Origin of the sequence: Bifidobacterium aquikefiri (assembly GCF_002259795.1) — a bacterium.
Lineage (GTDB): Bacteria > Actinomycetota > Actinomycetes > Actinomycetales > Bifidobacteriaceae > Bombiscardovia > Bombiscardovia aquikefiri.
In genome coordinates this window covers 207415-224177 of the sequence record NZ_MWXA01000005.1, presented here as the reverse complement: position 1 = coordinate 224177, position 16763 = coordinate 207415, and the positions used below count along the sequence as shown (strand labels likewise).

The 16763-nt window shown below is 50.7% G+C and carries 11 protein-coding genes and 2 pseudogenes; 6 read left to right on the top strand and 7 right to left on the bottom strand.

The features are described from left to right. Nucleotides 1-67: 67 nt before the first annotated feature. From BAQU_RS04830 to BAQU_RS04820, 3 genes are all read right to left on the bottom strand, one after another. Complete coding sequence (locus BAQU_RS04830; protein WP_094693244.1) at nt 68-1660, bottom strand: YifB family Mg chelatase-like AAA ATPase; 1593 nt, start codon at nt 1658-1660, stop codon at nt 68-70. Then, a complete protein-coding gene (locus tag BAQU_RS04825; protein WP_094693952.1) occupies nt 1657-2091 on the bottom strand; it encodes a YraN family protein in 435 nt (144 codons plus the stop codon). Before BAQU_RS04825 ends, BAQU_RS04830 begins: the two co-directional genes overlap by 4 nt. A gap of 279 nt (nt 2092-2370) precedes the next feature. Next, complete coding sequence (locus BAQU_RS04820) at nt 2371-3249, bottom strand: pyridoxamine kinase (protein WP_094693242.1); 879 nt, start codon at nt 3247-3249, stop codon at nt 2371-2373. A gap of 298 nt (nt 3250-3547) precedes the next feature. Between BAQU_RS04820 and BAQU_RS04815 the strand changes: the two genes are divergently transcribed. Then, nucleotides 3548-4858 (top strand): O-acetylhomoserine aminocarboxypropyltransferase/cysteine synthase family protein, encoded by a 1311-nt coding sequence (locus BAQU_RS04815; RefSeq protein ID WP_094693240.1) that lies wholly within the window; start codon nt 3548-3550, stop codon nt 4856-4858. A gap of 279 nt (nt 4859-5137) precedes the next feature. Here the strand turns inward: BAQU_RS04815 and BAQU_RS04810 are convergent, their stop codons facing one another. Then, entirely contained in the window at nt 5138-6082 is a 945-nt protein-coding gene (locus BAQU_RS04810) for an aminodeoxychorismate lyase (RefSeq protein ID WP_094693238.1), read from the bottom strand. Nucleotides 6083-6385: 303 nt separating this feature from the next. Here BAQU_RS04810 and BAQU_RS04805 point away from each other — a divergent pair, with 303 nt between their 5' ends. Continuing rightward, nucleotides 6386-7171: an ABC transporter ATP-binding protein gene (locus tag BAQU_RS04805; protein ID WP_094693950.1), complete on the top strand. Its 786-nt coding sequence runs from the start codon at nt 6386-6388 to the stop codon at nt 7169-7171. 99 nt (nt 7172-7270) lie between these two features. Continuing rightward, nucleotides 7271-9868: an ABC transporter permease gene (locus BAQU_RS04800; protein ID WP_158215644.1), complete on the top strand. Its 2598-nt coding sequence runs from the start codon at nt 7271-7273 to the stop codon at nt 9866-9868. A gap of 155 nt (nt 9869-10023) precedes the next feature. On the opposite strand, the pseudogene BAQU_RS10770 reads toward BAQU_RS04800, so the two are convergent. The 3 genes and pseudogenes from BAQU_RS10770 to BAQU_RS10675 all read right to left on the bottom strand — a co-directional run. Next, nucleotides 10024-10239, bottom strand: a pseudogene (locus BAQU_RS10770) (response regulator transcription factor); the annotation flags it as partial. Between the two features lie 101 nt (nt 10240-10340). After that, nucleotides 10341-10791, bottom strand: a pseudogene (locus BAQU_RS10765) (response regulator); the annotation flags it as partial. Nucleotides 10792-10794: 3 nt separating this feature from the next. Beyond that, entirely contained in the window at nt 10795-13545 is a 2751-nt protein-coding gene (locus BAQU_RS10675; protein WP_094693233.1) for a sensor histidine kinase, read from the bottom strand. 186 nt (nt 13546-13731) lie between these two features. On the opposite strand from BAQU_RS10675, the gene proC reads away from it, so the two are divergent. The 3 genes from proC (at nt 13732) to pdxS (ending at nt 16732) form a co-directional block, all read left to right on the top strand. Beyond that, nucleotides 13732-14532, top strand: coding sequence for a pyrroline-5-carboxylate reductase (gene proC / locus BAQU_RS04785; RefSeq protein ID WP_094693231.1), 801 nt, complete (start codon nt 13732-13734; stop codon nt 14530-14532). 102 nt (nt 14533-14634) lie between these two features. Next, complete coding sequence (gene ychF, locus BAQU_RS04780; protein WP_094693229.1) at nt 14635-15720, top strand: redox-regulated ATPase YchF; 1086 nt, start codon at nt 14635-14637, stop codon at nt 15718-15720. A gap of 136 nt (nt 15721-15856) precedes the next feature. Beyond that, nucleotides 15857-16732: a pyridoxal 5'-phosphate synthase lyase subunit PdxS gene (pdxS, locus tag BAQU_RS04775; protein ID WP_094693948.1), complete on the top strand. Its 876-nt coding sequence runs from the start codon at nt 15857-15859 to the stop codon at nt 16730-16732. Nucleotides 16733-16763: the final 31 nt, after the last annotated feature.

The following is a 16763-nucleotide window of genomic DNA, read 5'->3' as shown; positions in this document are numbered from 1 at the left end:
CTCGCTCCAACAGTTGCTCTGGGAATTTCGTCTGGCGATGGGGAGGAGTCACTCTTCGTTGAGTTGTTCATGAGAGCCTCGTTCTGAGTTGAATGCTTGACTCGATATCGGACATATTCGGACTGGTGTGGCCATTCAGATCTGCGAGTGTCCAACATAAACGAATCGATCGATCAGCACCGCGCATGCTTAGTCCGCCCTTACCCAATACCGTGTTGACCACGGAAAGTGCCCTCTTTGATGTATGCTTTCGCAACCATTCGCCGCTCGCATCGGCATTGCAATTCCAACCAAAGCTGTGGAAGCGCTCCTTCGCACAATTCCGAGCTGTCAGCACTACATTGCGTATGGTTTCACTGGAAGACACGGTGGAAGATGGCAATTCAATCATCTCCGATACTTCGCAAATTTGTGACTGTATATCGATTCGGTCCAAAATTGGCCCCGATAGGCGATTCCAATATCGCGTTCGCTCTTTCACCGAGCATGTGCAGCGTTCACCATTGCCAAAGTCAAAACCACAAGGGCAGGGGTTCGCTGCCATGATCAGCTGAAATCTGGCTGGAAAGAATGCTGTGCCTTTGGCGCGGGACAGTGCAATCAAGCCAGTTTCCAACGGCTCTCGTAATGTCTGTAAGGTGCGCGGAGAGAATTCAGGCGCTTCATCCATGAACAGCACACCCCGGTGAGCTCTCGTTATGGCACCAGGCAAGGCAATGCCACTGCCGCCACCAACCAGTGAAGCGGTTGAAGCCGTGTGATGTGGTGCAACGAAAGGTGGAATGTCTGTTATTCCAAACTGATGAAGATTTCCACAGAGGGAACGTATCGATGCCACTTCCAGCTGTTCATCCTCGCTGAGTGGAGGAAGTATTGTTGGCAGGCGTGAAGCCAGCATGCTCTTGCCTGAACCCGGGGGTCCTGTCATGATCATGTGATGGCCACCTGCCGCGGCAACGGTCAATGCCCATTTTGCCTGCTCCTGACCAAGGACCTGGCTCATGTCAAGCTTCGTATAATCATGCGATGAGTGATCGGGCAATGTCGCTGAATCGGATGTGTTGGATGAATCACGAGACTCACCCGCCAATACTCTCTCGGAGCCAAACGGTGTCGTTCTTGGTTGATTCTGTACGCGATATATCGCTTTACCGCCTCGCATCTCAACAAGTTCACCAAGATGCCTGACACCAGTTATTTCCATGTTTGGAACTATGGAAGCCTCGGCTTCATTGGTATATGGAACGAACACCTTGCGAATGCCTCGAGCCTTGGCATGCAATATCATGGGCAGCACACCATTGACATGGAGCACGCTGCCATCGAGGTTCAATTCTCCGATAGCAAGTTCGTCTTCAACGGCTTCAGGTGGAATGAATGAGCCGGCAGACAAGATGCTCAGAGCAATTGCCAAATCATATGACGATCCTTTCTTTGGTATGGATGCGGGAGATAGGTTGACGGTGATTCGTGTCTCAGGCCATGAAAATCCGACTGATGAACAGGCTGATTTCACCCGTTCGCGTGCTTCGGAAACTGAGGTGTCTGGCAAACCGATGATGGAAAAGTAGGGTAGTCCAGGCGAGATAAACGATTGAATCGCTATGGGGCATGCCTTCAAGCCGACCAAGCCAATGGAGAGTGAAGTTCCGATTCTCATGCGAATGCGTTCCGAACATGATTCACATACACGGTTTTGCCAAGCACTGAGATTGCAATCACGTCAAAGCGCACGCCAGTATGAATAATGCGGTGCGATTTGTCGAAAAGCCATTGTGATCCTGCACGTCGAAGACTTCGTTGTTTTTTATACTCGACGGCCTCCTGAGGATTGCCGAACCTTCGGTTACGGCGTGTTTTCACCTCCACAAAGACAATCACTCCATCGGTGTCGAGGGCGATTATGTCGAGCTCTCCATATCGTGAGTGCCAGTTCCTGCCGAGAATACGCCAGCTTCGGCAGGTCAACCAATGCTCGGCGTAACTTTCTCCGAGAATTCCCAGAGATCTTGGACTCAAGCCCGGTTCCAGCAATTCATCCGGCGAAGGACTTGAAGTCAGGTGTGTGCTTTCTGCAAGTTGTATGTTCATGCATCCCAGTTGACCATGTGAAAGATGTTTGTAGAGAATGAATCTTGTGAATGTGGTCGAATGTGGATTCGCGCAATATGATGGTGGATGCATTCGGAGTATTCCATACAATATCCACATTCTTGGCTTGGCTAATCTGCAGGGGAGTCACAATACAAAGAACCCATGTCTGCGCATGCATGATTCTCAGCATAATTTCAGCGAGAATCCAATGCATGCGCGACATGGGTGGTGAAAACAAGTGGGCAAGGTCAACGACTTTCCGTTGCCCCCAATGCATTACTGAACCAATGATGTCAATTCGGCGAGATTAAGTTCAAAGCTGACGCCACGTTCTTGGTAATGCGGCTGATTGCGTGTGCTTATCATTGCCGAACGAACGAATTCACCGGCAATGCGAGCGCTTTCGGCGAGATTCTTCCCTGCCATGATTGCGCCACAGAGTGAGGATGCGAAAGCGTCTCCTGTTCCGTGAATCATGAATGGCAGTTTCTCGTGTTCAAGCTCGACCATATGGCTGGCATCGCCGAGTCTGGCGGATGCCACATAGTTACGAATTGAACCATCATTTCTGTCGATGCCTTTCAGCACAACGTTCTTTGCGCCAAGATCAAGCAAAGCCTGCACCCATGAGGTGACTTCCCTATCCCCGATATTCTGACCGGGGTAGTCACGACCGGTCAGAATGCTGGCTTCAGTGAGATTCGGCATCAGAATGTCAGCACCGTTGGCAAGCCTTCCCATAGCATCGCACAGCTCTTTGGTATAGGTAGGATACATCTTGCCCGCATCGCCCATCACCGGATCAACAAGGCGTAGGGACTGTGGGTATTCAGTGTAGAGACGCTGAATGATACTTACCTGGTCCGCGCTTCCGAGAAACCCGCTGTATACGGCATCGAGCTCGACATCTTCCTTTCGCCATGCATCCAGATAGCCCGGCAGTATGTCAGTCGTGTCATGGAAAGTGAAGTCTTTGTACATGGTGTGGGCGCTGAACAAAGCTGTTGGTACTGGGCAAACGTCGCATCCTGCGGCAGAAAGAATCGGAATGGCAGCGGTCAGTGAGCATTTGCCATAGCCACACATGTCGTGTACAGCCGCGACGCGTGGAATGTATTTCGGGTCGCGATTAAAAAGAGTTACATCGTTAGTCATCGGTATCTTTGTATCCTTGTTGCTTGTGAGTAGGATCTGTTTAAGTATCCGCCTTCACACAGCAACAATAGCGCAGTTTGTGTGCTTTCATGTTTCTCTGGTGTTGGTGTAAGGGAAGGGCGTTAACCCTTGTGCTGAGCGAAACTTCCATACGTTATAAAGAATTGCAATAACCGATACGCGTTTCTGGCTTGCGCTTGGCTTTGCAACCACATAATCTCACATTTGACACGACTTCCAGTGATGGTTGTCGATATTGAATATGTGAGTATGTATTGAAACCATGCAAGGAGCAGCAATGGCAGATAAGAAGTACCGTTTTGAGACACTCCAACTTCACGTTGGACAGGAAGAGGCAGACCCGGCGACCGATTCACGCGCAGTCCCGATCTATGCAACGACAAGCTATGTCTTCCATAATTTCGACCACGCCGAGGCTCGCTTTGGACTTCAGGATCCAGGCAACATCTACGGTCGTCTGACGAACTCCACTCAAGGAGTGTTCGAGGACAGAATCACAGCGCTTGAAGGCGGCACGGCAGGTCTCGCCGTGGCATCGGGTGCAGCTGCGGTCGAATATTCGGTTCGCAACATCACGCAGTCCGGCGACCATATCGTATCCAGCAAGAACATCTATGGTGGCACCTTCAACCTGTTCAAGCACACGCTGATTCGCGACGGCATCTCAACGACCTTCGTTGACCCCGAAGACCCTCAGAATTTCGAGAATGCGATTCAAGACAACACGAAGCTCGTATATTTCGAGACCTTTGGCAATCCGAACGCCGACCTGCCTGATTTTGAAGCGATCAGCGCCATCGCACACAAGCATCATCTTCCTGTGATCGTCGACAACACCTTTGCGACGCCATACCTGTTCCGCCCACTCGAGCATGGAGCGGATGTCGTCGTCGAGTCGGCGACGAAGTTCATCGGCGGGCACGGAACCACACTTGGCGGTGTGGTCGTCGAGGGCGGCACGTTCAACTGGAACGAAGTTCCCGGCAAGTTCCCGACGCTGACCGAGGCCGACCCGAGCTATCACGGACTGAACTTCTTCGAGGCGCTTGGCCCTGCAGCCTACGTGACGCGCATTCGTGCGATTCTGCTGCGTGACACCGGTTCGACCTTGTCTCCATTCGCTGCGTTCCTGCTGCTGCAAGGCACAGAGACCCTGTCGCTTCGCGTCGAACGTCATGTTGAAAATGCGTTGAAGGTCGTTGAATATCTGCAGACCGTTCCTGAAGTCGAGGCGGTACGACATCCCTCGATTCCTGGACGGCGCGACCATGAACTCTATCAGCGCTATTTCCCCAAGGGCGCCGGCTCGATCTTCACCTTCGACGTGAAGGGAGGCAAGGATGCGGCGCGTGTCTTCATTGACAATCTGCACCTCTTCTCGCTGCTCGCGAACGTGGCTGATGTCAAGTCGCTCGTCATTCACCCTGCATCCACCACACACTCGCAGGAGACTCCCGAGGAACTGGAGGATCAGGGCATCCATGCCGGAACGATTCGTCTGTCTATTGGCACGGAAAACATCGATGACATCTTCGACGATCTGAAGGGCGGTTTCGCTGCTCTGAAGGAGTCCGGTCTGGCCGAGTAAACTATACGCAGTTTCATCAATGGGGTGTTTTCTGAGCTTAGTGAGGTCATAGGCTCCGCAAGCACTCCATTTTTGCATTATTTTTCCGCTTTTTCAGCGAAGAGATTTATTTTGTTGCCTATGTTTTCAATCATGGCTCAAAAACGTTGAAACTACGGTCGTGGAAAACCCAAAATCGATGATTTTCCGGAACATAGGCAACAAAATAATAAATTAGCGGTTCATGCTAGCGAATTCAGGGTTGAATTCTGTGTGATCTGCCATTTTACAGAGAAAATATCAATGGTTTGGGTTTATGCGCAGCGCCTCAGCCTCTGTACGCCCAGAATGGATTGCATCATTCGCATTCTGGACGAACCCGGGGTCAACGGAATATGTGCGATCATCAATGCTGGATACTGGTATGACCCAGCCTCCGTGGGTCATGAAAATATGATCCGCCTCCTGCAAACGGGCATAGGGGAGTTTCGCATATTCCCAGCTTCCACCTTCCTGCTGATTGAATGAAAACAGTTCACGCTGGCTGGTCCCATGAAGAATGCCGATATTCGGATTCGGCGTTACAAGACGATTGCCATACTGGGCAACGATTGAAGAATTTGGGCATTCCAAAACAAAGCCATCCTCGGTAACCGTCACGGCATCATCGACATGGCGCCGGGCACATTCCCGGTGCATCGCCATATTGACTGCATAGCTCAGAGTCTTTGCGCCATTGAGAAGCCAGGGGGCACGTAAGGTGATGTCAGAGGAATATCCACGGTTCAGGGCGGTCAATGTGATTGGATCGGTTTCATGCAACGCTCCCTGGGCATCAAGAAACATCCAGACATGGGGCAGACCATTGCCGGCACGACCAACACCTGTGTCCGCATCCAAGCCGCGCGAGATCAGAATGCGTAGAATTGGACCAGGTTCAGGATCATCATAGTGGGAGATCACCTCATCAACCGCTCGAGAAAACTCGACAATATTCGGTTTCGGTAATTCCATCAAAGCAGCAGAATGTGCAAGTCTACGCAGATGGGCCTGCAAGGAAATCGCCGTTCCGCGCCACACTGTGGTCGCCTCAAAAATTCCATCGCCGCGCGTCACCGCATAGTCAAAAGGACTTACCACGCGCTCATGCGCGCCAACAATCGTAACCAGCGGCTTCGTTGAATCCTGAACGTTCTCCCCAAACAATCGTGTCGGATCAGCAATCCCGAGAACAATGCTCGCCATGTACAACCTCTCAATCCCTCAGAGTATGTGAACGCTCATCCTACACGCTACGCATTTCGCGCGCGACCCACCCTCTGTTGGTGGGCATTTCATCCTTAAGTATGAGAAAAGTACGCAAGAATCCTGAAAACTCCACTATTTCGCCTGCAATATCAGTCTTTTGCCCGATATTGATATGACCTGATATTTCATATCCTTGGCTTATGCAAGCGCAGATTGAGCGTTATACACAAGAGGAGAATGAAGATGAGCACTGTGAATCCAACATATGCTAAGAATTCTTTAGCGAATCCTAGCAATGGAATGCACCGCGATACCGCGATTGAAACGATTGATGTAGTCAAGGATTATGGAAGCGGAGAGAATACCGTGCATGCGCTTCGCGGAGTAAATGTCGCATTTGAACGTGGCAAGTTCACGGCAATCATGGGACCTTCCGGTTCGGGAAAATCAACACTGATGCACACACTCGCAGGATTGGATTCAGTTTCGCATGGCAAAATCGTCTTCTCGGGGTTCGACATCACATCGATGAACGACACTGATCTGACCATGCTTCGCAGACATCGAATCGGTTTTATTTTCCAAAGTTTCAATCTTCTTCCTATGTTCACGGCCAAACAGAACATTCTTATGCCCTTGACCCTTTCGGGTGGCAAAGTCGACAAGCAATGGTTTCGTATGCTCACTGAAACACTGGGTTTGAAAGATCGCTTGAGTCACAGGCCAAATGAACTCTCTGGCGGTCAGCAGCAGCGTGTGGCCATTGCCCGTGCCCTGATAACCAAACCTGACGTAGTTTTTGCCGACGAACCGACCGGCAATCTCGACTCCGTTTCGAGTGCAGAGGTTCTGGGCTTTCTGAAAAAGTCCGTGACTGACTTTGGTCAGACCATCATCATGGTGACGCATGATGCCGTCGCTGCCTCATATGCAGATCGTGCCATCGTTTTCGCCGATGGAAACATCGTTGCCGACGAGACGAACCCCAATCCTGACCGCATGAACGATCTCTTGATGCAGGAACGCCGCCGTTCACTCGCCCAACAAACCGTTACATCCCAAGTCAATTCGGCACTGATTCGCTGACTACTGACCATCATCGTTGCGAGGCATCTTTTCGCACCATTACGTCGTATACAAGAGTAATATAAGGACACCATTATGTGGTCAGTAACCATGCAATTAATGAAACGAAATCTGACAATGCTCATTCCCGCCGGCATTGCCATTCTGGTCGGCTCCATGTTTATTTCATGTACCTTCCTATTCAGTAACACCTTAAACTATTCGCTGCGAAAGCAGGTTTCCGCCAATTTCGGCGAGGCAAACTATGGGGTGATTCAGAAGGACTCATCTGCTAACGACAGTGGAGCTTTGTCTACTGTTGCAGATTTCCGACTTAACGAACTCAAGAATCTCAAAGGGGTCGAAGGTGTAAGAACTGATGTTTCTACACCCTTGGAAATTAATGCAAAGCTTGGGCGAGAAGGACTTAAGCACGCTTCCAGCGTTGCCATTGCATCTGCGAATCCTTCGTCGATGGTGCCTCTGCAGCTTACCTCAGGAGTGTGGCCAAAGGTCTCTGGACAGATCGCAATTGCGGATAGCGTCGCCAAGCAGCTCAAGCTTTCAATAGGTTCAACGGTGAGCGCCAGCACTTCTGCCGAAACCAGCTTGTACGGCACGAGTGGATCCCTTTCTAACATGAAAGTGGTTGGCATTACTCGTGATGATGCCGGAGCGTTCTCCTATTATCGAGGTGCATGTGTGCTGAGCGAATCTGATATATCAACGGTCCAGGGCATCTCGACTGGATTCGATGATCTCTATACATCTGAAATCTTTCTCAAGATACATCCCTCTGCCGGTACGGCCGAATCACAAGTGATTAACAATGTCAAGAGCGTTCTACCACAAGGCTTCGCAGTGCAGTCAAAGCAAGCTTTGCAGGATCAGCAAATCAAACAGCTCGGGGATGGGGGAACCAACATCATCACAACCTTCGTGCTCGTTTTTGGTATTCTTGCTATGTTCGTTGCCAGTCTGGTGATTGGCAACACCTTCCAGGTAATGGTTGCGCAAAGGCGCAGAACCCTGGCACTGCTCAGAACAATCGGTGCCAAAAAAGGTCAGCTCTATCGGTCTGTCCTTCTTGAATCGTTGGTTCTTGGATTTGCTGGATCGGTGCTTGGTGTTGTATGTGCCATCGGGCTTATGTCCATGCTTGGGCTTGCTGGAGCAAAGCTCGGCGGTCTTTCCTTTGCACTGATTCCAAGCTGGCAGGTTGTCATAATCCCCATCGTCTTCGCTCTGATTGCAACGACCATCGCGTCCATGAGTTCAGCTCGAATGGCAACCAAGGTAACGCCCCTTGAAGCTCTGCAGCCTCTTGAAGCTTCCGAGAACAAACGTTCGAACAAGACGAGGATTATCTTTGGACTCTTGCTGTTACTTGCTGGCGTTGCGCTAAGCTGCTTCGCAATCTACCGGACCTATGCTTCCACACATGGCTCGCAAATTTCGGATAATGACTCTGAAACCCTTGTACTCGTTGCTATAGCAGGTGTGATTTTCTGTTTCATCAGTATGCTGCTTACTTCACGCATATGGATTCCTGCAGTGCTCAGAGCAGTCGGAGCAATTATCTCTCACATAGGTGCGGCTTCCACTCTTGCCAGTGCGAATATTCAGAAGAATCCTCGTCGTGTTGCTGCAACCGGTTCAGCCTTGCTCATAGGTGTGACCCTGGTTTCTTGCCTTGGGATTGGAGCTGCAAGTGCAAAGGCGACGATGGGTACTGTGCTGGATTCGCATTACAGTGTCGACATTCAGGCTGTTGGCCAATCTTTGGATACTTCCGCCTTACACAAGGTTGAAAAGGCAGAAGGAGTTGGCAAGGCAGAATTGGTCAGTAGCGCAACCGCAACTATCGCCAGCGGAAAATATAAGAGCGCGTCGATTGATATCTATGGTGTGAACCCGAGCACCATTACCGATGTAATGCATGGCATGATCAATGCCCAGGAGTTGGACAATGGCAATCTGATATTGTCATCAACTTCCGCAAAAAGCGATGCGACATTGGCGAAGCAACGCTCGCTCCCCATCTCCTCGGGTAATTCCAGTTCGAGGGAGATTCCTCTGAAACTTGGGGAATATCGTGGCATTGATAGCACCCATGGTCTCTATGGTGTCGTATCGGAACACACGTTTGACTCGATGAAACTCAATCATGTCAGCAATCAGATTTGGGTGAAGAGCGATGGTACTGCAAGTACTGCCAACCTAGTCGACAATGTGAAGAATGCATTGTCTTCCTACGCAAGCGTAAACGTGATTGGGTCGATTGCCGAGCGTGCACTTTGGGAAAAGATGGTGAATTCGGTGTTGATGATTCTCGTTGCCTTGCTGGCCGTTGCCGTGGTCATCGCCTTGATAGGGGTGACGAATACTTTGAGTCTGTCGGTCATTGAGCGTCAGAAGGAGTCGGCAACCTTGCGAGCGATCGGCATGACAAAAGCTCAACTGCGGCGTTCACTGGCAGTTGAAGCGATTCTCATCTCGCTTGGCAGTGGCGTAAGCGGAATCATCGCAGGGACCTTATTTGGATGGTTGGGATCATACGTTGTCTTTGCTTCCTTCGGCACGGTAGCATTCCCATTCGATTGGCGCATGGCCTGCACGATTGTGATTATCGCGTTGGCAGCTGCGTTGTTATCCAGCATCATCCCCGCCCGACGCGCGACCAAAGTTTCGCCAGTGAGTGCACTCGCTGAGGCTTAACCTGCAGGGCTGAAAGTGAAAAAACAACCGAGGTTTCGAGTTTTGTTGCCTTTTGGGAAGCATCACAGGCTTTTCCCGTGAAATAATGAATGAATATAGCCGATATTCGTCTGGTACATGGGAAAAGGCAACAAAACTCGAAATCTCGCATGATGCTATGAAATCAGGTGGTTTTCGTAGGCAAAAACGACTGCCTGAACGCGGTCACGGGCATGAATCTTCTGCAGAATATGTGCGACGTGCGTTTTCACGGTCGGCAGGCTGATGAATAGTTGCTCAGCAATCTCCTGATTGCTGAGACCATGGGAAATTTCAACAAGAACCTCGCGCTCGCGCTCGGTAAGCTCTGAAAGTTCTGGATCTTGATATGTCTCCACCAGCGACGATGAAAGTGAAGATGAATTGGAGTCCAGCGCCTGCGAGCCTGTTCTTTTGGATGCGACGTCATTGCCAGTATTCCAAGAATCCTCGGTGAAACCCGTTTCCATCATGTGCTCGACCAGACGTTTGGTTGCACTTGGAGCAATGATTGCGTTGCCTTGATACACGGTTCGAATTGAAGACAGCAGGGTCTCGGGTTCGGTATCCTTCAGCAAAAATCCAGAAGCTCCAGCTTTAATTGCAGACATGACATATTCATCCAGATCGAAAGTCGTAAGAATGATTACGTGCGTATCGCCGTGCTCTGCATATGCGGTTATCCGTTCTGTGGCAGATATGCCGTCAAGACCAGGCATGCGAACGTCCATCAACACCACATCTGGATGAAGTTGATTACACTGGTCAACTATCTGGTTTCCGTCGTCAGCCTGGCTTACGACTTGCATGTCAGGTTGAGAATTGATGACCATGGCGAAACCGGCTCGAACCAATTCCTGATCGTCTGCAACGCTGACCGTGATTATTTCGTCACCTTTGTACATGATTCATCGCTTCCTTAGGTTTCGCTTTTCGATTGCGCTTCCCGCAGTGTCATGATGGTTGATGTGCTTCGTTTCTTGTAGCTGTGACTCACGAAGTTGTGATTCGCGAAGCTGTGCATCGAGTGAGGCCGCGGGTTTCAACTCTGAACTGGGCAGGCTGCCATTGGCAACATCCAACTTCTTGCCTGAATCTGTATCGCTGAATCCGGTTGTGCGAAGTATGCCCAATAATGTTCTCATATGTGCCAACGCGGTGCGTCCTTGACGACCAATCGCGCCGAACGCCTCATCAAGGAGACCTTCGTTGGCATGACCATCATGCGCCTCAACACAGTCACCACCGGTATCTTGCTGCGGCAAGGCATCAATAGTTCGCAAGCCACGCTCGGCTTGATTGACAACAGACATCAAAGTGTTCGTAACCTCCTGCTGAACGATTGATGCAATGCGATTACGCTCATTGTCGGCGCTCAATACCATTTGACGCTGCTGCTCAAGTAGGATCGCATCCTCGCGCTCCTGCAGAACAAGCACATTATTACCTCGCGCGCGTGCCCACAGTGCACAAGCTGCAGACCCTCCACACAGCAGCAGCATGGAGATGACGGTGACTATCCCACTGCGAATCGAATGCATGTTCGCATCAATGCTGAGTCCAAGTATTGCGTCATGCGCAATGTCAAACAAACTCCTGCCGATATCTGCGGTTGCAAAATATGCCTGCAGGCCAAGCAACACTGAGTCGAAACCGGCAATACCCAATACTTTCACCATATCCGATCTCTTCCCATACATGATTGCAGATGAGAGATATACGGCAGCATATATGTTTACGGCAAAAACACCGGGAACGAACAGGAGTTGAACCGTGCAGCAGACAGACACGAATGCTGCGGTGATGAAAGGAAAACGTCTACGCGTGCAGAGCGGCAAGGTCATGACACTGGTAATCAGCGTGAGAACCTTGCTGGAGGGAAGCGCAGAAGAAGACGAATAGAACAGATACGTCTTGTTGGAAAGCTGAACCGCTAGGAAAAATACCCACATGACAACGGCGCCAACCGTATCGACCAAGACATAATGACGCTGAGTCCACTGTGAGAATCGCTCGATCAGATTCGGTTTGCGCGAAGGGTTGATGTCATGAACATGCAGAGGCTGTGAACGGAACAGATCGATAACCAACTGAGCCTGATGTATGAAGGTCTGGATGCCAGAGGATTCTTGAACACCAATTCGAACGAGTGGAAGAGATACGACTATTTCAAAGCCTCCCGAAGAAATCGCTCCCGCGCGGAATGAGCCGTTGCAAGCCTCCACGCGTTCCCTCATGCCACGCAATCCAAAGCCAGGCGTATGACCGTCTGCGCTCGCATGCTTGCCACGTCCATCGTCACGAATGCTGAGATGTATCTCATTATCCGACCATTGTTCATCGATTATCACGTTCACCACGGAACCCGCATGCTTGCGGACATTGCTCAGCGCTTCCTCAACGATGCGGAAGAGCGTTTCCTGGCAGTCAGTCGCAAGTAAATCTGGGCATGCTTTGCCGCTGATCCTCCGGCTCACGTGAGATTGTGGACTGATGGCATTTGCATGTGATATGAGCATGGGAATGTCGGCATATGTGGTTGAAATGAGATTTGTCTCTGCCACCGTGATGGCGGTTTCGTGTCTCAACCCGGCATAAGTGTCAGAGGACTGCCTGGCAGCGTCATGGGAATGTGATTCAAAGGCAGCCGGTTGTCGACTATTGTCATGCTTCGGTCCAGCGGAGTGACCAACAGTCTGGGAAGCATCTGCGGAGCCTGACACAGTATTGCTCGCTTCATGGTGAACAGCAGCGTGGGTAATGACTCCCAGCAGCGATTGCATACCAGAGAGCGCAGAACGCGCTTCATGCTCTATATTGTGCATGGTTGTTCTTGCAACGTCTACATCGTGCTTTCCCGCATATCTTCCGGCATCTGACTGTACGATTATCGATGAGAGTGTGTGCGCTACTACATCGTGCATGTCTCTCGCAATGCGAGCGCGTTCTGCGAGTACGGCAATCTGCCGTTCCTCATCCTGACGAGACAGTAACGCCTGATTGCGTTCTTGTAGAAGCTCAATGGAATGTCTCCGTGCACGTTGCCAGTATGCCAAGAAGATGACGCTTATCAATGATATGGAGATGGTAATCGTGAGGAGCAGCGCCATCCTTTTCAGTGAATCCTGACAGCCTGAGTCAAGGAATGCTTTATTCGGCAATGCGCATGCATACGTTTCAGTTTTCGTTGATTCCGTGAGCTGAGGAGCCAGTAGCGGACCGAATGATTCGGCTGTGGCTCCCTCGATTATCGTGAGCAAACCCATAACCGCTGCGAGAGAAAGAAATTTGTGAGTATGTTTTGGATCGCCATAGACAATCACGCTATAGAGCAGCACCAAGGAAGCCATATCTGAAGGTACGGCACTTGGACCAATGATAAGGTGGATGAAGACGAATGCAACGAATATCAGGGCCGCAGTCTGTGGGTATGTGCGTCGAATCCCCAAAGGAGCGCCAAGCGCAATCGCCCAGGGAATCATTGCCCATTCTGGGAATTCAAACAGCAGTCCTTCTGAGCCGCCGGTATCGCTGACCATCAATATGAACAGCACCGTGAGCAGGATGCCTGTAATGATGTCCTGAACAAGATGGCTGCCGAGCGCAGACCGAAAACGCTGAATGAAAGAGTGCACGTTACCAAGCTTAGTGGTCTGCATGAATCGTATGAAAGTATGAACGGCCCCGACCGTTACATGCTGTATTAACGAATTCTTCTACTGGTCGTTCACATTGATTATCGTTGGCTAGTGACAGTAATTGTGCAAGATGAATATCTGGGTTGACCTGCAACTTCACGGGATATCGTGTGCAGAAATATTCAGAACAGTGCAGAAAGGCGACTTATGGATTTGAGCTCACTTACCATCGGTTTTATTGGCTATGGCAATATGGCGCAGGCAATGGCTGAAGGTTTTGTCGATCAGGGTGTGGTGACAGGCGGCCAGATAGTAGCTTGTGCAGGTCATTTTGATAAACTTGAAAAGACTACGGCACGGATTGGTGCTCGTCCCTTGCACTCTGCGACCGAGGTTGCAATTTCTGCGGACATTGTGATTATTGCGGTGAAGCCATATGTCGTTGAATCCGTTATTGATTCCATCAAAACTGAGGTGGCGCATGATGACAAGTTCATCATTTCCATCGCCTCAGGCTGGACGCTTGAGCAATATCAGTCACTGTTCCTGCCGGAGACTCATGTAATCTGCACGATTCCAAACACACCTATCGCAGTCGGCCAAGGCGTCGTCATCGCAGAAGGCAAAGACTCTCTCAATGATGGTCAGAAGCTGACTGTGGAGGCCATGTTCAAGCCTGTCGCACTGTTCGAGCGCGTAGAGACGGCACAGATGTCAGTTGGCAGTGTAGTTGCGGGTTGTGGTCCTGCCTATGCGGCCATGTTCATCGAAGCTCTGGCAGATGCAGGCGTGAAATATGGCTTGCCGCGTCAGACTGCATATCGTCTAGCCGGAAAGATGGTGCAGGGCACTGGTGCATTGCAAATTGCCACGGGTCAGATTCCTGCTGCTATCAAGGATGCCGTATGCTCTCCGGGTGGCACCACCATCAAGGGTGTGTCTGCACTGGAACAGAACGGTTTCAGAGGATCAATCTTCTCGGCTGTCGATGCCGTTGTCGGAAAATAGCCACCACGATATAAAGGTACACATAAGGCAAGGGGAGGGGCACAGACGAATTGTGGCGCACTTGGTCGCCACTTCGTCCGCCTTCGCCTTAGACTGGAAGCCATGTCATTAACCATAGGAATCGTCGGACTGCCAAACGTCGGCAAGTCCACCTTATTCAACGCTTTGACCAGAAATAATGTTCTGGCTGAAAATTATCCATTTGCAACGATTGAGCCGAACACCGGCATCGTTCCGTTGCCAGACAAGCGTCTGCCAATTCTGGCGAAGCTGGTGGGCACCGAAAAGATCATTCCCGCGACTGTCACATTCGTCGATATTGCAGGCATCGTCAAGGGTGCGTCACAGGGCGAAGGCTTGGGCAATCAGTTCCTTGCCAACATTCGTGAGGCAGACGCCATATGTGAGGTTGTTCGTGCATTCGAAGATGACGACATCGTGCATGTCAATGGCAAGGTCGATCCGGCAGACGATGTCGATACAATCAACACCGAGCTGATTCTTGCTGACTTGCAGACCATTGAGAATGCGCTGCCGAAGATGGAGAAGGATCTTCGTGGCAACAAGATCGACAAGTCCGTGATGGAAGCGGTGTTGAAGGCCAAGGAAATCCTCGCCGGAGGCGAGACCATCGATCATGCAGCGAATGACAAGCGCATTGACAAAGCAGACATCGCTGACTTGCATCTCATGACAGCCAAGCCTTTCATCTATGTATTCAACGTTGACGATGATGAGTTGCAGAATGATGCATTGAAGGAAAAGCTTGCCGCTTCGGTTACCCCTGCACCTTCCATATTCCTGAATGCACAGTTTGAGTCTGATCTGACTGAACTCGATGAGGCCGATGCCGAGGAAATGCTGCACGACGCTGGGTTGACCGAATCTGGTCTCGATCAGCTGGCACGCGTCGGATTTGACATTCTCGGACTCCAAACATACTTGACCGCCGGTGTGAAAGAGGTTCGTGCCTGGCAGATTCATAAGGGTTGGACTGCTCCGCAGGCCGCAGGAGTCATTCACTCCGACTTTGAAAAAGGCTTCATCAAGGCAGAAATCGTCTCATACGATGATTTGGTTGCATCTGGTTCCTATGCCAAGGTGAAAGATGAGGGAAAGATGCGTCTTGAGGGCAAGGATTATGTGATGCAGCCGGGAGATATTGTCGAATTCAAATTCAATGTGTGAACTGCGGCGCATGTTTCATGGCTGCTCATGAGTGATGAAGCTTTCCCAAGGATCCATTTCAAGCCTCAGGTGCATGCACCTGAGGCTTTTTGATATGTTTCTTGCTTGAAACTCGATGATGGGTATTCTTATTTTCATGACAAATGATAGATATGAATTGAACAAGAATCTTGCCCAGATGCTCAAGGGTGGGGTCATCATGGATGTAACCACGCCAGAGCAAGCCGTTATCGCTCAGGATGCTGGTGCTTGCGCTGTTATGGCATTGGAACGAATCCCTGCGGACATCCGTGCTGCCGGTGGCGTGTCGCGCATGAGCGATCCGAAGATGATACATGGAATTCAGAAGGCTGTGTCAATTCCAGTGATGGCAAAGGTGCGCATCGGCCACTTTGTGGAGGCACAGATTCTTCAGGCAATCGATATCGATTACATCGATGAATCCGAAGTGCTGACACCGGCGGATGATGCATATCACATCGATAAAACATCATTCAGTGTTCCTTTCGTATGCGGTGCAAAGAATCTGGGAGAGGCATTGCGCAGAATCGCCGAAGGTGCTTCGATGATACGTACGAAGGGCGAGCCTGGAACGGGTGATGTGGTGCAGGCCGTTCGCCATATGCGTGAGATGAACAGTCAGATTCGCGAGGTTGCCGGATTGCGCGACGATGAACTCTTCGAGAAGGCGAAGCAGCTTGAGGTTCCTGTGGAATTGCTTCGTTCCGTGCATGATAATGGTCGACTTCCTGTGGTGAACTTTGCCGCAGGTGGCGTTGCAACGCCTGCTGATGCGTCGTTGATGATGCAGCTTGGTGCCGAAGGGGTGTTTGTCGGTTCAGGAATCTTCAAGTCGGGAGACCCTGCTCAGCGTGCTTCTGCAATCGTTCAGGCGACGACGAACTATAACGATTTTGACTTGGTAGCCCGTGTTTCCGAAGGTCTCGGTCAAGCGATGGTCGGTATCAACGAGAACGAAATTGCGCTGCTGATGGCGGAGCGTGGCAAGTGAGTGATACTAAGGCACACTTGCCGCTGGTAGA